Annotated in this window: 17 protein-coding genes; 12 read left to right on the forward strand and 5 right to left on the reverse strand. The window is 63.8% G+C overall.

Annotated features, from left to right (window positions below; translation table 11 throughout):
• Positions 1-12: 12 nt before the first annotated feature.
• Both glyA and HMPREF2757_RS05890 read right to left on the reverse strand, forming a co-directional pair.
• Positions 13-1,272 carry a serine hydroxymethyltransferase gene (gene glyA, locus HMPREF2757_RS05885; RefSeq protein WP_070574443.1) on the reverse strand — a complete coding sequence of 420 codons (1,260 nt, stop codon included), beginning with the start codon at positions 1,270-1,272 and terminating at the stop codon, positions 13-15.
• 280 nt (positions 1,273-1,552) lie between these two features.
• Positions 1,553-2,257, reverse strand: a complete 705-nt coding sequence (locus HMPREF2757_RS05890; RefSeq protein ID WP_070524518.1) for a TetR/AcrR family transcriptional regulator — start codon at positions 2,255-2,257, stop codon at positions 1,553-1,555.
• A gap of 171 nt (positions 2,258-2,428) precedes the next feature.
• On the opposite strand from HMPREF2757_RS05890, the gene HMPREF2757_RS05895 reads away from it, so the two are divergent.
• From HMPREF2757_RS05895 to HMPREF2757_RS05925, 7 genes are all read left to right on the forward strand, one after another.
• Positions 2,429-4,246, forward strand: coding sequence for an ABC transporter ATP-binding protein (locus HMPREF2757_RS05895; protein ID WP_070574237.1), 1,818 nt, complete (start codon positions 2,429-2,431; stop codon positions 4,244-4,246).
• Entirely contained in the window at positions 4,243-5,982 is a 1,740-nt protein-coding gene (locus HMPREF2757_RS05900; RefSeq protein WP_070524522.1) for an ABC transporter ATP-binding protein, read from the forward strand. Before HMPREF2757_RS05895 ends, HMPREF2757_RS05900 begins: the two co-directional genes overlap by 4 nt.
• Before the next feature lie 85 nt (positions 5,983-6,067).
• Complete coding sequence (locus HMPREF2757_RS05905) at positions 6,068-7,339, forward strand: MFS transporter (protein ID WP_070524524.1); 1,272 nt, start codon at positions 6,068-6,070, stop codon at positions 7,337-7,339.
• Between the two features lie 238 nt (positions 7,340-7,577).
• Entirely contained in the window at positions 7,578-8,207 is a 630-nt protein-coding gene (locus HMPREF2757_RS05910) for an MptD family putative ECF transporter S component (RefSeq protein ID WP_070574239.1), read from the forward strand.
• A complete protein-coding gene (locus HMPREF2757_RS05915) occupies positions 8,204-8,914 on the forward strand; it encodes an energy-coupling factor transporter transmembrane component T family protein (protein ID WP_070777127.1) in 711 nt (236 codons plus the stop codon). The genes HMPREF2757_RS05910 and HMPREF2757_RS05915 overlap by 4 nt, the downstream gene beginning before the upstream one ends.
• Positions 8,911-10,407: an ABC transporter ATP-binding protein gene (locus HMPREF2757_RS05920; RefSeq protein ID WP_070574243.1), complete on the forward strand. Its 1,497-nt coding sequence runs from the start codon at positions 8,911-8,913 to the stop codon at positions 10,405-10,407. Before HMPREF2757_RS05915 ends, HMPREF2757_RS05920 begins: the two co-directional genes overlap by 4 nt.
• Positions 10,397-11,134 carry an alpha/beta fold hydrolase gene (locus HMPREF2757_RS05925; RefSeq protein WP_070574245.1) on the forward strand — a complete coding sequence of 246 codons (738 nt, stop codon included), beginning with the start codon at positions 10,397-10,399 and terminating at the stop codon, positions 11,132-11,134. Before HMPREF2757_RS05920 ends, HMPREF2757_RS05925 begins: the two co-directional genes overlap by 11 nt.
• 184 nt (positions 11,135-11,318) lie before the next feature.
• On the opposite strand, the gene HMPREF2757_RS05930 is transcribed toward HMPREF2757_RS05925, so the two are convergent.
• Positions 11,319-12,785 (reverse strand): salicylate synthase, encoded by a 1,467-nt coding sequence (locus HMPREF2757_RS05930; protein ID WP_370919389.1) that lies wholly within the window; start codon positions 12,783-12,785, stop codon positions 11,319-11,321.
• Between the two features lie 629 nt (positions 12,786-13,414).
• Here HMPREF2757_RS05930 and HMPREF2757_RS12215 point away from each other — a divergent pair.
• Genes HMPREF2757_RS12215 through HMPREF2757_RS05945 form a run of 3 tightly spaced genes read left to right on the forward strand, consistent with a single transcriptional unit; the run spans position 13,415 to position 16,225 of the window.
• Entirely contained in the window at positions 13,415-14,035 is a 621-nt protein-coding gene (locus HMPREF2757_RS12215; RefSeq protein WP_370919387.1) for an ATP-binding protein, read from the forward strand.
• Positions 14,032-15,240, forward strand: coding sequence for a DNA-processing protein DprA (dprA, locus tag HMPREF2757_RS05940; protein ID WP_070574249.1), 1,209 nt, complete (start codon positions 14,032-14,034; stop codon positions 15,238-15,240). The genes HMPREF2757_RS12215 and dprA overlap by 4 nt, the downstream gene beginning before the upstream one ends.
• A 22-nt stretch (positions 15,241-15,262) precedes the next feature.
• Positions 15,263-16,225: a tyrosine recombinase XerC gene (locus tag HMPREF2757_RS05945; protein WP_070574251.1), complete on the forward strand. Its 963-nt coding sequence runs from the start codon at positions 15,263-15,265 to the stop codon at positions 16,223-16,225.
• A gap of 20 nt (positions 16,226-16,245) precedes the next feature.
• Here HMPREF2757_RS05945 and HMPREF2757_RS05950 read toward each other — a convergent pair whose 3' ends face one another.
• Entirely contained in the window at positions 16,246-17,256 is a 1,011-nt protein-coding gene (locus tag HMPREF2757_RS05950) for a peptidoglycan DD-metalloendopeptidase family protein (RefSeq protein WP_070574253.1), read from the reverse strand.
• 393 nt (positions 17,257-17,649) lie between these two features.
• Here HMPREF2757_RS05950 and rpsB point away from each other — a divergent pair, with 393 nt between their 5' ends.
• Entirely contained in the window at positions 17,650-18,507 is an 858-nt protein-coding gene (gene rpsB / locus HMPREF2757_RS05955; RefSeq protein WP_070574255.1) for a 30S ribosomal protein S2, read from the forward strand.
• 41 nt (positions 18,508-18,548) lie between these two features.
• The gene (gene tsf, locus HMPREF2757_RS05960) at positions 18,549-19,376 is read left to right on the forward strand and encodes a translation elongation factor Ts (protein ID WP_070574257.1); all 828 of its coding nucleotides are present in this window, start codon (positions 18,549-18,551) and stop codon (positions 19,374-19,376) included.
• 148 nt (positions 19,377-19,524) lie between these two features.
• Here the strand turns inward: tsf and HMPREF2757_RS05965 are convergent, their stop codons facing one another.
• Positions 19,525-20,547 carry a YeiH family protein gene (locus HMPREF2757_RS05965; RefSeq protein ID WP_070574259.1) on the reverse strand — a complete coding sequence of 341 codons (1,023 nt, stop codon included), beginning with the start codon at positions 20,545-20,547 and terminating at the stop codon, positions 19,525-19,527.
• Between the last annotated feature and the right edge of the window lie 20 nt (positions 20,548-20,567).

Consider the following 20,567-nt stretch of genomic DNA (forward strand, 5'->3'; position numbering starts at 1 on the left):
GCGTATGGGTGTTCAGGGCAGGCTGGTTGTGGCATAGAGCGGATACTGGTTGGCCAGTGCCGAGACGCGGCTCGCCAGGCCGGGAACGTTCTCCGCTCGGGCCAGGGCGTCGGCCAGGATCTCGGCGACCTCGGCGAAGGCGGAGCCGTCGAAACCGCGAGTCGCAAGGGCCGAAGTGGCCAGCCGAAGCCCAGAAGGTCGACGGGATGTGCGTGCCTCGTTCGGAACCGTATTGCGATTGACTGTCACGCCAATACTCTCCAGATGCCGTTCTGCGTCTGCACCGTCGGTGAACTGGCCTTGTTCTATTGCTTCGGACAAATCAAGCAACACGAGATGACAGTCAGTGCCACCGGTCACCACCTGGATCCCCGATGATCTGATGTCGGGCTGACAGAGCCGCTCGGCGATCATCTTCGCGCCTTGGAGTGTTCGCCGTTGGCGCTCGACAAACCCAGGTCGGCCGGCGAGATGGAAGGTGGCAGCCTTGGCGGCGATGCTCTGATTGAGCGCTCCGCCTTGGTGCCCAGGGAAAACAGCCGCGTCGATTCGGTCGGCCAGTGAGCCCCGGCAGAGGATCAGCCCACCGCGCGCACCTCCGAGAGTCTTGTGGGTCGTGCTGGTGACGACATCGGCATACGGCACGGGCGAGGGGTACACACCGGCTGCGATCAGGCCAGCAAGGTGCGCCATATCCGCGACGAGAAAGGCGCCGACCTCGTCGGCGATGTGTCGGAATCCGGCCCAGTCAACCGTCCTCGGATAGGCTGTCCAACCTGCAACGATGACTCGCGGTCGATGCTGGCGCGCGAGACGGGCCACGGTCTCCAAGTTCACCAGCCCGGTATCGGCATCTAGGTGATACCGGACAGCTTTGTAGAAGGTTCCTGAAGCATTCATTGTCGTGCCGTGTGAGAGGTGCCCGCCGTGGGAAAGGGCCAAACCCATCACCGTGTCACCAGGTTCCATCAGGGCGCCGAACGCAGCGGCGTTCGCCTGAGCTCCAGAGTGCGGCTGCACATTTGCGTGGTCGGCGGAGAACAGCTTCCGAGCCCGATCAATCGCGAGACACTCAATCTCATCGATATGGGCACATCCGCCATAGTAGCGACGGCCCGGATATCCCTCGGAATACTTGTTTGTCAGCACCGAACCCTGCGCCTGAAGCACGGAGATCGGCGCGAAGTTTTCCGATGCGATCATCTCCAACGTCTGCCGCTGACGTGACATTTCCTCCGACACGAGGGTGTGCAGCTGGGGGTCTGCGTCCATCAGTGACACGTCGAGATCGTTGTGCGCTGGCGGCGACGCTCTGCGAGTTGACCGGAGGGACTCATCGGAGTCCGGCGGCCAGGCGTCAGTGCTGTCTGTCGCGGACAAGGCAATCACCTCCGATGGGCTCGGCAAGCGCGGGTGACCGGAGATCCGCCTCGGAAGGGTGTCCGCGCCGGGAAGGACCGACAATCCGATGCCAGGTGTGCAGTGCACAAATTATCGATCGGTGCCAGTGTACCCGATGCTCTTAGGCGAGGCTACCCTAATGAGATGTTGCCTATGGTTTCATCGGCTGTCTCGTCGCGATGCGGGCTGCGACGCCGTCGAGTGCACGTTCGACTGCGTAGTTGTAGAGCCTGTCGAGGTCAAAGGCATGGGCGAGCGTGTCCGCGAACATTGCCGCCCCTGGATGCTGACTGTCCTCGGACAAGACGCCGAGGCTTGCGAGGATCGCGTCCTGAAGCTTGGGGTCGACATCTCGCTCGTCTTCGGAGGCGATCAGGTGCACGGCGGTGTTCAATAGCATGATGTGTGCGGCGGGCGCCTCGTCGCCCAAGCCGGCTTCAGCGAGCTTGCTGACCCCGGTATCGATCATCAGTACCGCCGCAGGGACGGTCGTGGCGGCCATGCCGAGCCAGCGGGCGACGCCGGGGTGTGCGGACAGTGTGTCGTGCAGCGAGGTGAGGAGCTGCTGATACCACGGTCGCCACGAGAGTTCTGGTGACGGTAAGTCGACTGAGCGCATGACGGCGTCGACGATGACGCGGTCGACCTCGTGGCGTGGGCCGACGCGGTGCACGATCGCCGTCGGCCAGCAGCCGACCTCTTTCGCGAGGTCCCGAGTGGACCACCCGGCTAGGCCGCGGGCGGCTGTGAGGCGGACTCCGGCTTCGATGATCTGCTCTGTAGTCAAGGGGGCTTCGTCCGCGGCGGTGCGCGGTCCGCGCTGGCGTTTGCTCTTCTTTGCCTTCGGCTTTGTCATGCTCGGCTCCCATCCGCGGAGTGTCGTGCCACCACGATACCCGGCGTGGTTGTCCGTTGAACAAACGCGCCGGGTAAGGGTACACTCACTTCAAAGATTTGTGCACTGCACAGGGCTCGCGATCGGGGACCGTGCAGATCGCCGATGAGTGGATGCTTGAAAGGATGGCTCATGCCCGATGATGCGACCGCTACTCAGGCTGTGTTGCCCGACGCTGAATCCGAGTCGGCCCCGGACACGCTTGAGCCCGAGACGAGAGCCGCTGGTAGTGGCAAGAGCCTCGGCTCGCTGCTCGCTCCGGTGCGTGGGCGGCTGATCCTGGCGGGGGCGTTCCAAGCGCTTGGCGCGCTGACGTCCCTGGTGCCGTATGTCGCGATCTATCGGATCGTCGAGGAGCTGTTGCAGCCGGCAGCCGCGAGCGGGAACGTGGTGTGGGCGTGGGCGGTCATCGCCGTGATCGGCGTGTTGGTGCGCACTGCCGCGACAGGGGCGGCATACACCATCACTCACGGAGCGGACGGAACGGTTGGCCAGGCGCTTCGGCGGCGATTGACCGATCGGCTGTGGCGGGTGCCGCTGGGCTGGTTCGGAGAACGCTCCTCTGGTCAGGTGAAGCGCCGCCTGCAAGATGACGTGCACGACGTGCATCATCTGGTGGCACACGCGATCAACGACCTGGTGGGAGCGATAGTGGCCCCGCTCGCGGGATTCGTACTGCTGTTCGTCGTCAACTGGCGATTGGGCCTGGTGTGCCTGGTGCCGGTACTGCTGTACTTCGTCGGACTGAGCGTGATGATGCGCGGAAATACGGAGAACGCGGCACGCTGGGACGAGGCATTGGGCCGGGTGAACTCCCGGATCGTGGAGTTCGTGCAGGGCATCGCGGTCGTGAAGACGTTCGGCCGGACACGCAGCACGCAGGAGCGCTACCACGCAGTCGGTGACGAGCTGGCCGTGTTCTTCGAACGCTGGATGGGACCACTGCTACGCGTCAACGCGCTGGCGAGTGCGGTACTGGCACCGCCGACGGTGATCGCCCTGGTGCTCGCGACAGGGGCCTGGTTCGTCCATTCAGAGTGGGCGGCTCCGGCCGAGGTGCTGCTGGCGTTGATGATCGGGGTTGGACTGGGTGCACCGGTGCTGAACATGGGGATCGGGGCGCAGGCAATGCGCACCGCCACCGCGGCAGCGGCGCGGCTGGGCGCCCTGCTCCGCACCCCGGTACTACCGCAGGTCGCGCATCCACGCACCCCGGAGGGTGCCGTGGTGGAGTACGACGGCGTGCGATTCTCCTACGATGGGCAGACCGACGTGCTCTCGGACATCGACCTCGTACTGCGACCCGGCACCGTCACAGCACTGGTGGGCCCATCGGGCTCCGGCAAGTCCACGCTGGCGCGGCTGCTGCCCCGGTTCTGGGACGTCACCGACGGTGCGATCCGGATCGGCGGAGTCGACCTGCGGCACGCGGCTCCCGAAGAGATCTACCGGCGAGTCGCATTCGTGTTCCAGGACAACGTGCTGCTGCGCATGAGCGTGCGCGACAACCTGCGCCTAGCGGCCCCGGACGCCGACGACGAGACCGTGGAGGCGGCAGCGCGAGCGGCACAGATCCACGATGTGATCATCTCTATGCCGCAGGGCTACGACACGATCGTGCACGAGCAAGTGACGCCGTCCGGCGGTGAGACCCAGCGGCTGTGCATCGCACGGGCCATGCTCGCCGACGCTCCCATCGTGGTGCTGGACGAAGCCACCGCCTTCGCAGATCCCGAATCAGAAGCAGCCGTCCAGGACGCCCTGTCAACCCTGATCGCTGGCCGTGCGGTCCTCGTCATCGCGCACCGGCTGCGCACGATCACCGACGCGGACCAGATCGTGGTTCTCGAGGGCGGTCGGATCGTCGAGAACGGCCGCCATGACGAACTGCTGGACCATGGCCGGCTCTACGCCGCCCTGTGGAACGCCCAGGAAGGAGCGACCGCATGATCCGGAAGCTGCTGCCGATCCTCGCATCGGACGACCGGGCGAGGATGCGCGTCTTCCTCACCGTCTGCGTCGCCTACGGGATCCTCCAGGGCGTCGCGCTGCTGCTGGCAATCCCCGCACTACGCCACCTGCTCGCCGGTGAAGCTTCTGCGAGCTGGCCGTGGATCCTCTCGGTGATCGGTGCCGCTGTCATCGCGGGCATCGCGTTCTCGATCCAGAGCGTGCTCGGATCCCGGATCGGGCTCGCCCTGATGCGCCGCCTGCACCGCAGCATCATCGACCACCTCGGCGTGCTGCCGGTGGGCTGGTTCTCCTCCGATCGCACCGGAAGACTCTCGCAATCAGTCTCCCAGGGCACGACCGCCGTGTGGACGGCCGCCTCGACCCTGATCCAGCCGCTGGTGACCGCCGTCGTCACGCCCATGACCATCGCGATAGGACTGCTGTTCATCGACTGGCCGGTGGCGCTGACGATGCTGATCGCCGCCCCGCTCCTGTACCTGGTGTACCGGTGGGCGGCTGCGCTCGCGGAGCGCTCCGCCGATCAGATCGACCAGGCGGCGGTTGAGGCGGCCGGACGCGTCGTGGAGTTCACTCGCGCCCAGCCGGTGCTGAGGGCCTTCCGGGCCGATCAGGCCGGCAACGGCATGCTGGAGAGAGCACACCGCGCCCAACAGGAGGCCTCCCGCCGCTCGCTGCGCACCAGCCTGCCCGGCCTGATCGGCTTCGCGACCGCCGTGCAGTTGGTGTTCGCCGCCGTCATCGTCATCGGCGTGTGGCAGTCCCTCACCGGCGCGGCGAGCGCGGCGACCGCCGCCGTGGTGCTGTTCGCCGCCGCGCGCTTCACCGGTCCGCTCATCGACGCCGCCGACCTCGGCTCCGCGCTCCGGCTCGCCGGTCACGACCTGGATCGCATCGCCGATGTCCTCGACGAACCCGCGCAGCCCGAGGGCACAGACAGCATCGACCAGGCCGGAGAACTCGCCTTCGACCACGTCGACTTCGCATATCCCGGGGGCCGGCAAGTGCTGCACGAGGTGACTTTCTCGGCGCACCCGGGAACCACTACCGCTCTGGTAGGGCCGTCAGGATCGGGCAAGAGCACGATCCTGCAGCTGGCTGCCAGGTTCTTCGACCCCGACGCAGGCACTGTGCGCATTGGCGGTGTCGATGCCAGGCTGCTGCCGGTACAGACCGTGATGGAGCAGCTCTCGGTGGTCCAGCAGAACGTCTATCTGCTCGACGACACGATCGAGGCCAACATCCGCTTCGGAAACCCGGAGGCCACCGACGACGAACTGCGCGAGGCGATCCGTCTGTCCCGCGTCGACGAGATCATCGACCGGATGCCCCACGGCCTCGACACGCAAGTCGGCGAGGCTGGAGTCGCGCTCTCCGGCGGTGAGCGTCAGCGCGTATCCATCGCACGAGCCTTCCTCAAGGACTCGCCCATCGTGCTTCTCGACGAGATCACCGCATCGCTCGATCCCGAGAACGCGATCGCCGTCCACGCCGGGCTGGCGGCACTGTCCGAAGGCCGAACCATGCTGATCGTCAGCCACGACCTGACCACGATCGCCGGAGCCGACCAGATCCTCGTCCTCGGCGACGGCGCGATCGTAGAGCACGGCACCCACACCGATCTCATCGCCGGCACAGGTCTGTACGCCGACTTCTGGGTCGAACGCGAACGCGCCCGGGGCTGGCGCGTCACCGACCCCACCGATGCCTCATGAAACCACACGCGAAAACAGCGCGGTGTGCGCACACATGCGACGCCGCCGTCGTGACCGACCCGGACGCACTGAAGGGCCCCCAAGGATGACGACAAGCAACCCCGCGCCCACCGCGCAGATCAAGCTGGTGCTGACGGCGGTGTTCCTGGCCTACCTGGCGCAGATGACGCTGAACCCGATCATTGCCCCGCTCTCACGCGAGGTCGGGCTGGCCGAATGGCAGGTCGGGGTGACCATCAGCACGGCAGCGATCATGGTGGTGCTCACGGCTCAGATGTGGGGGCGGCGGTCGCAGTCGCTGGGACGCAAACGTGTTCTCGTCGCGGCGCTGACCCTCGGTGCGATCGCGACGGCAGCTTTCGCGCTGATCTCCCAGCTCGGCATGATCGGCGTTCTCAGCGGCACCGTTCTGTTCGCGCTGTTCGTCGTGCTGCGCGGTATCGGGTTCGGCACCGCCATCGCCGCTATTCAACCGACCGCGCAGGCCTACATCGCTGACGTCACCACCGATGAGACCACACGGATCAAGGGCATGGCCGGTGTGGGTGCGGTCCAGGGCGTGGCTCAGATCGCCGGTTCCGTTGTCGGTGGTCTACTCGCCGCGTTCGGGCTGATGGCCCCGATCCTCTCCGTCCCGGTGCTCCTCGCCCTCGGCCTCGTGCTGGTCGCCCTTCGGTTGCGCCCCGAGGCACGCGCCACCTTGATCGAGAAGCCAGTGAGCGTCCGGCCGACAGACTCGCGGGTGTGGCCGTTCCTGCTCGCCGGGTTCGGCATGTTCACCGCCCTGGGGTTCATCCAGATCATCACGGGCTTCATTGTCCAAGACCGACTCCACCTGGACGCGAAGACAGCCGGAGTGCTCACCGGCGCGGCCCTCCTGGCCGCAGGTATCGGCATGATCCTCGCCCAGACAGTCGTTGTTCCCAAGACCGGGTGGAGCCCAGCCACCCTGCTGCGTGTGGGCGGCGTGGTTGCGCTGCTCGGATTCCTCGTGCTGATCCCCGATGCCGGGCCGGTCGCCCTCTTCGGATCGATCACCCTCATCGGCCTCGGATTGGGTACCGCCATGCCTGGTTACACCGCCGGGCCAACACTGCTGGTCTCCCGAGAGGAACAAGGAGGCCTGGCCGGCCTCATCGCCGCCAACATGGGTCTCACCTTCGTTGTCGCACCCACCGCCGGAACCGTCCTATACGGGGCTTGGACCCCTCTGCCGATCATCATCGGCGCGGCCATCATGGCGATCGTGACCCTGTTCGTTCTGCTCCACCCCCGATTCCGACGCATCCCGATGCCGCCCGAAGGCGACGCGACGAACTCGGACGTGCCAACGCAGGACGCCGGCCATGACTGTTGAGACAAACGTCGTGAGCGGCCTCACCAGGGGCCTCGAGCCTGCGTCGACGCGTGTCCGAACCAGGAACACTGGGGGCACGATCGGAGCAGATCACCGCTTTCGACTCCACCTTCCATATGAGCCTGACTCCTCACGGCTCTCGAAGACCGCGAGCGGATACGCACCATCTCGATGGCGCAGTCTCGCGCGCAAGGCCCACTGGTGACTTCCTACATAAACACTGCTTGAAAGGACCGCTATGAACACTCCAACCCAGGACAATCCCTCCTTGTCGCGAAGGCGTCTGGGGGTCAAAGACCTCGTCACCATTGGCATCTGCGGCGTCCTCGCGATGGTGATCAACACAGTGATCGGCATGATCCTCACCCCGATCTATGGTTTCGCTTACCCCGTCGTCGGAGGCGTGTGCGCGCTATTCTCAGCCCCGGTGTACGTGCTGATGAGCTATCGGGTCGCCAAGCGCGGAACCGCTGTGCTGTTCTACCTGATCATCGCGATCATCTCCGCGCTGCCTGGCTTCTTCTACATGATCCCCTTCTACCTGGCCGCCGGCCTGATCTGCGAGGCGATCTTGTGGCGCCCGGGAGCGTACCGCAACGGCATGCTCAACGCTGTGACCTACATGATCTTCGGAATCATGTTCTCGATCGGCTCCTACCTGCCCATCTACCTCTTCGGCGACACCTACTATGACCAGTTCGAGAGCATGGGCGCCTCGGCCGAACTGTTCCTACGTTTCGCGACCTCCCCGGGTGCAGTGGCAGTGTCCGTGATCGCCGGTGCCGTCCTTGCCCTGCTCGGGCACTGGATGGGGCGGAAACTGCTGTCGAAGCACTTCGTCAAGGCCGGGATCATCACCGCCGCATGAGACCAGGCTGGCTGCGGTTCGACCCGCGCACAACGATGCTCCTGCTCCCGTTGTGCAGCATGCTCACGCTCCTCGTAGACCAAACGGGCCTGCTCTGTCTCGTCGCCGGAGCATCGGCCTATCTACTGCTCACGGGCATGTGGCGGCAGGCCGTGACTGGCGTCTGCGTGTTCCTACTGCTGTATCTGGTGCAGTACGCAATCGTTAAGTATGCGACCGGGACTGTGCTGATGCTCGGCTTCATGGTGTTCTTCGCAGCACGTATCATGCCCGTCGCGATGCTGGTGCAATGCCTTGCCGGGACACCACCAGGTGAGCTCATCGCGGCGTTGCAGCGACTCCGAGCGCCTCGTGCGCTCGTGCTTCCCTGCGCGGTCATTCTGCGCTTCCTGCCGACCATCGGGTCGGAGTTCGCATCGATCCGCGACGGGATGAAACTGCGAGGCCTGTCCGCGCTGTCGTGGCGGACTGCGGTACACCCGGTGATGGTCATCGAATCGATCTACGTGCCCCTGCTGATGCGGAGCATGAAGGTATCCGACGACCTGTCGGTCTCCGCGGCCACCCGCGGGGCCGACAACCCCGGCCCCCGAACATCTCTGCGGCAGCTTCGCTTCCGACCAGTCGACGTGATCGCCGCGGCATGCGCGATCATGGCGCTCGGATGGGTGCTGGCCGACCAGCTCGTGACAGGCACAGCGATATGATCCACCTCAACGACGTCACCTTCTCGTACACGGCCGGGACAACGCAACTGCGTCACGTGTCCTTCCAAGTCAACTCCGGCGAGTTCGTCGTCCTCACCGGGCCCAGCGGCTGCGGCAAGACCACCCTCACCCGAGTCCTCAACGGGCTCGCCCCCGGGTTCTACGGTGGGGAACTCGAAGGCAACGTGCAGATCGACGGGACGAACGCCCACGAACTGCAACCGTGGGAGTACGGGCGGCTCGTCGGCAGCGTGTTCCAAGATCCGAAAACCCAGTTCTTCGCACCAGTCGTGCGCGACGAACTGGCATTCGGATGTGAAAACTACGGCATCCCACCCGAGGACATCCAGACACGCATCGAGGACCTCTCACACCGGCTGGGCGTCAGCCATCTCCTCGACCGGGCACTCCTCACCCTCTCAAGCGGCGAAAAGCAGAAGGTCGCGGTCGCCGCTGCGGCAGGCACAAGGCCTCCCATCTACGTAATGGACGAACCCTCCGCCAACCTCGATCTCGACGCCACCCGAGAACTCGCAGGAGTGCTGACGACGCTCAAGGAGTCCGGCAGCACCATCGTGATCGCCGAGCACCGCCTCACCTACCTCATGGACCTCGCCGACCGGATCGTCTACATGGACGACGGGGCCGTCCGACAAGAATTCACCCCTGCACAGCTGCAGAACCTGTCGCAGGGCACACTCGATGAACTCGGCCTGCGTGACCCGGCTCTCCGCACCATAGAACCAGGAGCACAACATGCCTCCCGTACCACAATCGGCGGCGCCCCTGCCGTCGAAGTCGCAAACCTCACTGTCCGCAGGAAACGACGCGGCGCATCACTGTTGACGAGCCTGGCGTTCACCTTGCAACCGGGTGAAGTCGTCGCACTCGCCGGACCTAACGGCGCCGGGAAGACCACGCTCGCCCGCACCCTGTGCGGCCTCGAGCGCGCAGGCAGAGGCACAATCTCCCTGCGCGGCGCCCCAACGCGCCGAGCCAAACGGTCCCTGAACACGTGGTTCGTCATGCAGGACGCCGACAGCCAGTTGTTCTCCGACAGCGTGCTCGGAGAAATGACGCACGGCACCAAGTCCACCCCCGACTCGATGGCCCAAGCGCAACGCGTTCTCACCCAGCTCGGGCTGTGGGCGCACCGGGACCGTCACCCGGGCTCGCTGTCCGGTGGGCAAAAGCAGCGTCTGAGCATTGCTGTCGCACTCATGCAAGACCGACCGCTCATCATGCTCGATGAGCCGACTTCGGGACTCGACGGAAGAAATCTCCGCCGCGTCGTCGACTGCATCACCGAACAGGCCGAGCGCGATAAAACGATCCTGGTGATCACTCACGACCCGGAATTCATCCGGAAGGCCTGCACCAGAATGCTCCTGGTCCGAGATCAAACCCTCGCAGCAGACATCCCAATCGAACCAGACGAATTTGGACTCGTCTTAGACCATCTCACAGGGAAGACGGCCAGACATGACGAGTAGTTTCGCTCTGCTCCTTCACGGCGGCATGCACGGGGCTTGGTGCTGGGAGAGGGTGATCCCACATCTGCGGCATCGGACGATTGCCATCGACTTGCCTGGCCGACCCGGGGCCGGAAAGCAACCACCGACACTAGACGGATTTGCCGAAACCGTCGTCGACGCCATCAACGATGAACCAGGAGACGCTGTTATCGTTGCCCATTCACTGGCCGGGATAGTCGCATTGGCGGCCGCCGAACGGGCTCCGGGGAAGATCAGGAAGACCATCTTCGTTTCTGCAGTAGTTCCGCCATCGGGCTCGTGCTTCTGGGATATGCTGCCTGCGCCTCTGCGGTGGTTCGGCAGGTTCCTTCTTAGCGGAGATAGAACATCGATAATGCCCCGCTGGATGGCTCGAGCAGTGTTCTGCAATGACTTGTCGCGCGAGGACCAAGACCGATTGCTTGATCGTCTTGTTCCTGAACCAGTAAAGATACTCGATACTGAACTGCACTACAAGATTCCAGAGAATATCGGAGTCAGCTATGTTCTCACGACCCGCGATCGAGCTATCCGACCGCGAACGCAAGAAGAATACATGAACTCGCTCCCCAAGCGGACGCGTCACTTCACCTTAGATAGTGGCCACAGCGCTTGGTACTCCCGTCCGACCGAGCTTGCCGAAATCATCAATGCAGAGATTGAAGACGATGATTCTTCAATCCCACCCGGGTTCATGCGAAGCTGAAAGAGGCCGATCGTGTGGTGCTGTCGAGCCGCGGAGCTTGAAAATCACCGGGTCCACGGACGGATGCTGCACAGCGAATGGTCGCTCAGGGGTCCGGTGCTGTGGATGTATGCGAGTGCCGGCGACGGTACGCGTCCGGGGCCCAGCCACCAACGTTCTTCGCCGCGCCGAGGAGGATCTGGACTCACATTCGGGGTCCACGAAGATAGGGAGCGATACTGCGCAGCTTTTCGCAGGTTTCTTCCCACTCGCGTTCGGGCGTGGACTGGCCCATGACACCCGCACCGGCACGAAGCCAGCTTCGTCCGTCGCGCTGGAAGACGGTGCGAAGTGTCAGCGCGGCATCCAGTTGACCCTGGGTGTCGGCCATGATGACCGCTCCGCCATAAAGGCCGCGTTCCTCGCCCTCGAGCTCTCGGATGACTCGCAACGCGGCCGCCTTGGGCACCCCGGTAACGGTCACGGCCGGGAAGAGCGCTGCGAAGGCCGACCAAGACGACATGTTCTCTTGCAGCTGTCCCGTGACGCGAGAGGCGATATGCTGCACCGACCCACGTTCCTCCACGTCCATGAACTCTGTAACGGCCACCGAGCCCGGTATGCTCACCGATCGGGTTTCGTCGAGAGCGAGCCGGACAGAGATCGCGTGTTCATGCACTTCCTTCGCGTCACTGAGTAACTCTGAACGCAAGCGACTATCCGTTTCGCGATGGTGGTGCAGTGCGCGAGTACCAGCCAACGGCTGTGTGCGGACACGGCCAGTGGGGTCAACCTCTACAATGGTCTCAGGACTGAATCCAGTTGCCTTCCACCCGCCGACGTTAAGAAGGAATGAACGCGCTGGCGTGTTCGCGCGGCGACCTGACAGATAAGTCTGCGGCAAGTCGATCTCGGGCCCAGCGGGAAGGGGCACAACCCTCGAGAGAACTACCTTGTCCAAGGCACGACTCTTGATCTCACCGATTGCCTTATTGACCATTTTCTGATATCTGGCAAAATCGGGTTCCTCGATCGAGATCGGGGTGGCGTCGGACGTAATAGGTTCGGCGCGAAGCAACGCTGTGATCCGAGCAAGTATTCCCGGAATTGAGGTGCGGGTATGAACTGCATTTCCGTCGAGCTGCACTTCGACCTCAGGCAACATGAGATGGATGAGTGTGTCCGATCCTGTGTTGGTCCGGTCCTCGTACAGTAAGAACGCCAACTCGAAAGTAGCCCACCCGTAGCACCGTGATGGTCCATGCCTGCTAAGGGATGCTAGTGCCGTTGCGACAGCTTCAACGGGATCGTCTACAGGGACACTCCGGTGCCATTGGCCGACCCGCAGGTGTAGTGTGTCGCTGCTGACGCTCACCTCAGCAGCAGGTCCGGCGGCAAAACACCATGTTCCCGCTCTCTCGTAGACGAGATACTGTTCCCCAATGCCTCCTTGTGCGAGCTTGATCGCAGCACTTGCTGGATCGAATCTCAGGGCAGTGTGCGCCTCGTGGGCGAGTTTCGGTGTTCGCGAAGCCCAGTCCTCAAGGGCTTCGGCGAGTCCGTCACCGAGGGTGTCGTCAAGTCGTTGATCGTTGGCCAGTGGGTCTCTCATCGGGCTTGGACCTTCCCTCCAGTGTCCGCTCATCGAACGGTCTGCGCAGCACCTGGCCATGCGGAAGAGGCCCGTCTGTGCGGCGCACAAATATGAGGTAAGTATAGCCTTACCCGGTTCGTCCGTTCAATCGGCAGCGGGTCCCAGCCCGGAATCGGCTCCGGCTTCTATGAGGCGGGCCCTTGTGATCGAGCGCCGCGTTCTCCTTGCGGGATCGAGTGTCACGCGGCTGTTCGTGCTGACCATACAAATTCTTGGGTTCGATCACCTGGTCGGTGACCGTCAATCGCCCAAGGCGAGGTCGCGTGAGAGTGCTTGTGTGGTTCCCGTCGCCGGGCCACGGGAGGTGGCGGTACGGCCCTGCGACAGCAGCTATCGCACTGACGATGAAACAAGGCCGGAGAACGCCCTGGTCGGGCATGGCCGTGCCCGACCAGGTACGCTACCAAGCTGCACCATAGCCCGTTATTCAGTTTTCGGCTGGTGACTGGGGCTTAAGTCATCTAACCCCCAGTTAGACGAGGTCAATGGTGCAGGCCTTGCCGGAGCGTAGCTGCGTCACGTGGGTCTCCTCGGGCCAGGGTGGCGTGCCATGCCGGTGATGCCACGACCGCATTGAGGCTGGTCAGAACCTGGAGGGTGTCAGCCGGGCGGTGCCAGCGCTACACTGGAAGTCCACACCAACGTAGGTGTACTTTCCATTCCTCGACGAAGCGCCCGAGTTCAGCCGCGATGTCCTTGAAGCCATGCGACAGCCTTTGGAAAGCGGGGTGTGCAGTATTCACAGGGCGTGGGGTTCGGTTGATCTTCCGGCACAGTTTCAGCTAGTTCTGGCAGCCAATCCGTGTCCGTGCGGAGGCTCGACGGGCAGGCAGTGCATGTGCAGTCCCACTGAGAAAAGGCGCTACCGGGCCAAGCTGTCCGGGCCCCTGATGGACCGTGTGGATATTCAGCTGACGGTCCAGCCGATCAGTCCGGCGGACCTGCACAGAAAAGAAAAGCGAGAAGGCTCGGCAGAAGTCGCGCGGCGGGTAGCTGAAGCACGGCGGGTGCAGGCGCAGCGGTATCGCGATGACGGCTTTGCACTCAATGCGCGCGCTCCCGGCAGTCGACTCCGTGAGATCTTCCGCTTCACCCCGCAGGAAACAGCACACCTGGACACCGCTTTGGAACGCGGCACGCTCTCCATGCGCGGCTATGACCGGGTGCTGCGCATTGCCGCGACAATTGCCGACCTGCGCAGCATTGATCGGCCGGGCCGTGATGATCTCATGGCGGCGGCCGCGCTGAGAACCCAGGAGCAGCTATGACCGACCCAGCCGAACTGAGAGCCGCGGCAAATCTCATGCGCACCGCTGAACCGACTGACCGGATGCTCGCGGTGTGCATACGCGCGGAAGGACTGACCGAAACGTGGCGCGCCCTCAGCAGCACCGCCCGCGACGACGGCCCCGATAACAGCAGGGCACGAAGCTTCATAGCAAGCTGCGCGGCCGGCTTCGGCATCACCGTGAGCACAGAAGCGGTGACGAAAGCCGCCGAGCGGTGGAAAACCAGAATCACCGGACAGGACTGTGATGCTGACCGCGACCTGCGGATTATGGAACGGCTGGGCGCTCGCCTCATTGCACCGGGCTGTGCCGAATGGCCACAACAGCTGGACGATCTCGGCCTGGACGCTCCCACCGCCCTGTGGGCGCGGGGGCCGGGAAACCTGAACGACCTGACTTCTGTTTCGTGTGCCCTCGTCGGTGCGCGCGCGGCGACCGGCTACGGGACAGCACTTGCCAAGAACACGGCGTTCGAACTGGCCCGTGACCGGGCGACCGTCATTTCCGGCGGTGCGTTCGGCATCGACGCGGCAGCCCACGCCGGAGCCCTTGCCGCATCGGTCGGACAGGCCTCAACGATTGCACTTATGGCCGGGGGAGTGGACCGCATGTACCCGCGCGGCAATGCGGATCTGCTGGAAGAACTGTGCCGAAATCACCTGGTGGTCTCAGAGTGCCCGCCGGGTGCCACGCCGATGCGGCACAGATTCCTTGCCCGCAACAGGCTGATAGCAGCCCTGTCAACTGCGGTTGTGGTTGTTGAAGCGGGGTGGCGTTCCGGTGCGATCAACACCGCGCACCATGCGGCTGAACTCTGTCGACCCCTGGGTGCTTTTCCCGGACGGGCCTCCGATGCTGAGTCCGCCGGATGCCACAGGCTCATTCGGGAAGGAGGCGCTGTGCTCGTGGCCGAACCAGACCACGTGCGCGAACTGCTCGGCACCGCAGATGTTGCAGAACTGTTCAGTCGCGAAAGTGCCCGAGCGCAGCGCGAACCGGCTGACGGGCTGAGCGATGCTGAGCTCAAAGTGTTCTCCGCGCTTCCCGTACAGCGCGGAGTCGACTGCTTAACCCTCGCGGTACGCGCAGGGCTGGACCCGCAGAGCACACGGGCTGCGCTCGCCGCACTCGAACTTGCCGGACTGGCACACCGCAGCGGTGACGCGTGGCAGAAGGGTCGCTGACCCAAGCCGCTATCCTGGGCCTATGACCTCGAACCTTCCCCACGAGGCACTGCCGACCGAGTACGCCTCGGCGCTGGAGGACTACGAATCCGAACTCACGGTCCACCAGACAGTGTCCGAGCACACGCGGCGTGCTTACTGTGCAGATGCGCGTTCCGTTCTCGAATTCCTTGTGCGCGCAGCCGGCGGTCAGCCGATCGCCCTGCGTGACGTCGAACTGGCAAACCTGCGCCAGTGGCTCATGGAGATCCACGAACACGGAGCTTCTGCCAGCACAGCGGCACGCCGCATAGCGGGAGTCAGGTCGTTCTTCACCTTTTTGCGCCGCAGTGGCCGCATCGAAGCATCGCCCGCCGAGCGCCTGCAGGCGCCGAAGAAGCCCGGCCGCCTGCCGGCGGTGCTCAAACAGCGCGCTGCGGAAACCGTACTTGCCAACACTGGGCAGACAGCTGGTGAAGACTCGGAGCAGGCGTCGGATCCGAACCCGGTTCAGCTGCGTGACCGTGCCATGGTCGAACTGCTCTATGCCACGGGCATGCGCGTATCTGAGCTGACGAGCCTCAACCTGGACTCCGTTGACTTCGCAAACAAGCTCATCACGGTGCTCGGCAAGGGCCGCAAAGAACGCCGGGTGCCTTTCGGCGGTCCATCAGAAGCAGCGCTGAACGCATGGCTGGACGAGGGGCGGGAAGCTCTGGCTGCAGAGCCTGAAGCCCTGTTCGTCGGTGTGCGCGGAAAGCGCATTGACCCGCGCCAAGTTCGCGAAGTCGTGAGCAGGGCAACGGCCGGCTACAGTGATTCCCCGCGGCTGTCACCACACGGACTGCGGCACTCTGCGGCCACGCACATGGTGGAAAACGGAGCTGACATTCGCCAAGTGCAGGAAATGCTGGGGCACGCCAGTCTGAGCTCCACCCAGATCTATACCCACGTTTCCCTGCAGCGGCTCAAAGACACCTACCGGCAGGCCCACCCGCGCGCATAAGAACCGGAACCAGGTGGAGGTCAGCCCGCGCGGAACTCCCAATGCCACGGTTCAGGCAGCGAACCCGACGGCTGGGCCCAGGGCGGGTGCACCCACCCGAACCGGGATGCGTTCGCCTTCATCCACTTATGCTGCGCGGTGCCGAAGCTGTTGATGCCTGAGCCTAGGTCCACAGCCAATGCCCACCCGTGGTTGGAACGCCCAGGGGTTGCCGCCCACTTGCCCTTGCGTGCTTTCAGCGTCACCTGTGTCTGGTAGTCGCGGTAGGAATCTGTCACCGAAATCGGATGGCCGAACCTCTGGGCAAATGCCGCAGAGAGTGCATCGAAGCCTTTTGCGGCATCACACCGCAGTCGGTGGCCGGGAGCTGACCGCAGCGGGCACAGCGCCACAGTGGGAATGCGGCCGTTGCTGTAGCCGCCCCACGCGCCGGCCCCTGACTTCCCGACTGAGGTTCCCTGTGCCGCGGCAGGCAGGCGGTCAGGTGCTTGCGCCTCGGGCAGCAAGATTGAGGCATCGGAAACAAAGAAACCAGCCGGATTCACATAGTCCTTAGCCCGGTCCGCCTTCCAGACCCCGACGTGCACACAGCCGTCAGCGCAGTGTGACGTATCCGCAACAGTGCCGATCACCTGCCCTGCAGCAACCTGATCGCCCTTGCGCACAGTGCCCGCGACGGGTTCGAACGACACTGCGTAGCCGCCCACCTCGAGACTGATAACCGGTTTGCCCGCGACTTTCCCGACAAACCGGACTGTGCCGGCAGCGGGGGAGCGGATCGACTCACCGACTGCTGCGGCAACATCGATCCCACGGTGGCCCGCATTCCAGTTCTGTGCGGGCTTGTCGAAAGCCCGCACAATCTGCAGACCCGGAACGGGGGTCAGCCAACGGTGCGCAGCGTCGACTTCGGCGCCGTCGGTGTTCTGCGCGTAGGCAGAATGTGGCCCACCCACCGCGATCAGTGCGGCAAACACAGAAGCTATGGCAACAGAAACAGCAGCAGATAGAGCAGAGGTGATGACTTTCATGCGGACAGTTCAGCGCGCATCATGCCCTACCCGCGAGACCCGGAAGACAGCTGTGGGAAACCCCGCCGCAATCCCCAGACACGAGAACGGGAGTCACATTCACCCCTGAATTCCACCTCGCGAGCCTCTGCACTCAGCTGCCCGTTTTGCCCAGGTTGAGCGACACCGTAGAATAGAACCAGCAGAAGCGTGTCTGCTTCTGACTTCGCGCATCCGATTGAACCGATCTGCCGCAGGTGCGCGCTGTCCACAGCCAATGGATCCCAAGTCCAGTGGAAAGCGCGTCGGCAGATCCGCGGGTGCCAGGACCAACCGAAACCCGTTCCGCGATCGAGTCCCAAAGCTCACCGCAGGAACCCTAGGCGCGCAAGCGCACAGAAAGGAGACCACGGCATGGCCGTCGTCACCGTTCGCCAGCTGCTCGAATCCGGCGTTCACTTTGGTCACCAGACCCGCCGGTGGAACCCGAAGATGAAGCGCTTCATCTTCACCGAGCGCAACGGCATCTACATCATCGACCTGCAGAAGTCGCTGGGCTACATCGACACCGCCTACGACTTCGTGAAGGAAACCGTCGCCCACGGCGGTTCGATCCTCTTCGTCGGCACGAAGAAGCAGGCCCAGGAAGCAATCGCAGAACAGGCAGCGCGCGTGGGCCAGCCCTACGTCAACCAGCGCTGGCTCGGCGGTATGCTCACCAACTTCCAGACGATCGCCGGTCGTCTGCGCCGCCTGAAAGAACTCGAAGAAATCGACTTCGAGGACGCCGCGGGCGAAGGCCGCACCAAGAAGGAACTGCTCATCCTGTCCCGCGAAAAGGACAAGCTCGAGCGCACCCTCGGCGGCATTCGCGACATGCAGCGCACCCCGTCAGCAGTGTGGGTTGTCGACACCAAGAAGGAACAGCTGGCCGTTGACGAAGCTCGCAAGCTCGGCATTCCGGTCATCGCCATCCTCGACACCAACTGCGACCCCGACGTTGTCGACTACCCGATCCCGGGCAACGACGACTCGATCCGCTCCGTCAAGCTGCTGACCCGCGTGGTTGCAGACGCAGTCGCCGAAGGCCTCATCAAGCGCCACGGCGGCAGCGAAGAGGGCGAAAAGAACGTTTCCGCCGTCGAACCGATGCCCGAATGGGAGCGCGAACTCCTTGAAGGCAAGTCCGAGGGCGCCGCAGACAAGGCCGAAGCTGACAAGACTGAAGCTGAAAAGTCCGAAGACAAGGCCGCTGACAAGCCCGAAGCCTGACCCCACGTCCCTTCGACCCCGTATCTTCCAAAGGAGATTCCATGGCGAACTACACCACAGCTGACATCAAGGAGCTGCGCGAAAAGACCGGCGCAGGCATGATGGACGTCAAGAAGGCACTCGACGAAGCCGAAGGCGACAAGGCCAAGGCCGTTGAGATCCTCCGCGTCAAGGGCCTGCAGGGCGCTGCCAAGCGCGAAGGCCGTTCCACCTCGGACGGCGTTGTGTTGGCCCGCGTTGAAAACGGCGTCGGCACCATGATCGAGTTCAACTCCGAAACCGACTTCGTCGCCAAGTCCGACACCTTCAGCAAGCTCGCTGAAGAGGTTCTTGACCTGGCCGTGTCGAACAACGCCGACAACGCTGAGACCCTGCTGAACACCGAAATCGACGGCAAGCCGGTTTCGCAGATCATCACCGAAGGCGGGGCATCGCTCGGCGAGAAGGTCGACCTGCGCCGCGTGGGCCGTATCGAAGCTCCTTCGATCGCGCAGTACATGCACCGCACCAACAAGGACCTGCCCCCGCAGGTCGGCGTTCTCTTCGCCTACGAAGGCGGAGACGACCAGGTTGCACACGATGTCGCAGTGCACATCGCAGCCATGTCGCCGAAGTACTTCTCGCGCGAAGACGTCCCGGCTGAGATTGTCGAAAAGGAGCGCGAAGTCGCCCTGGAGACCGCCAAGAACGAAGGCAAGCCGGAACGGGCCATCCCGAACATCGTGGAAGGCCGCGTGAACGCATTCTTCAAGGACAACTGCCTGCTGGACCAGGGCTTTGCCAAGGAGCCCAAGACTCCGGTCTCGGCTGTTCTGAAGGACGCCGGTATCGACGCTCAGGGCTTCCTGCGCTTCCGCGTGGGCGTCTGATCGTCTGAACTGCTGAAGAAATGCCCCTCGGCTGACTGCCGAGGGGCATTTCTGCGTCTGCGGTTCTTCTGTCCGGTGGTCGGCAGGATATGCGGGGAAGACTCACGAGGTGCCGCTTGGCTTCCGCTGCTTCTTCCCGCAGTACCTCTCAGGCCACGAGAAGCGCGCCGCTCAGCGCGGCTGAGGCGACACCCAGGGTCACGAGGGCTGCCAGGATGAGAGGACGCAGGCCCATGCGAACAAGGGACCGGAAATGAACACCGAGGCCCAAACCAAACATGGCCGCGGTCAGAAAGATCTTCTGGACCCAGTCGGCGCCGGTGAGGAACCATCCGGGCAGAGGCAGGAACGTTGTCGTGACAGCCGCGACGATGAACAGCGCGACCCACAGCGGAACGAGAGGGGGACGTTCGGAAGATTCCCTGCTGTCGGAAGCTCCGCCTCGTACCATCCAGCGGCCCAGGAAGAACACGACCGGAGCGAGCATGAGCACCCGGGCGAGTTTGACGATGACCGCGGGTTCAAGGGCTGCCGGACCCAGAATGCCGCCGATCGCAGCGACCTGCGCGACTTCGTGCACACCGGCCCCCGTCCAAATGCCCGCTGTGCGAGGGGCAAGGTCCCACAGACCGGCAAGCGGGGGCACCACACCGATCATGATGGTTCCGAACAGAACCACGAGCGCGACGGCAGCCGCCGTGTCTTCTTTCCGAGAGCGCAGAGTGCTCTGCGCGCCGCCGACTGCTGCTGCACCGCAGATCGAGAAACCGCAGCCTATCAGCATTGACAGGTCACGGCCCACTCCCAGCAGTCGGCCCAAGCCGACGCTTAAGAAGAAGCCTCCCGCAACAAGCACTATGACCAGCACGATCACGAGAGGGCCCAAGGCCGCGATGTCCGTCAGCGACAGCTGAAAGCCCAGGGCGATGATTGCCGCGCGCAGCAGCGGTTTTGACGCAAAGGCAACCCCGGGGTCAAAGCGCGCCGGCAGCGCAGGCAGCAGGTTGCGCACCAGCACGCCCAGAACAATGGCCATGAGAACCGAACCCGTGTGCGGAATTGCAGCGGCTAATGCGAAAGCAATACCTGCGGCAAGGCCGCACAGCAGAAGACCCGGCAGCAGCTTCAACAGCGCGGACAGTGAGGGGAGTGAGTGGACGGATGTATTCACGCCCTCTACTATGCTCCCCG

It is taken from the genome of Brevibacterium sp. HMSC063G07 (assembly GCF_001810665.1).
Lineage (GTDB): Bacteria > Actinomycetota > Actinomycetes > Actinomycetales > Brevibacteriaceae > Brevibacterium.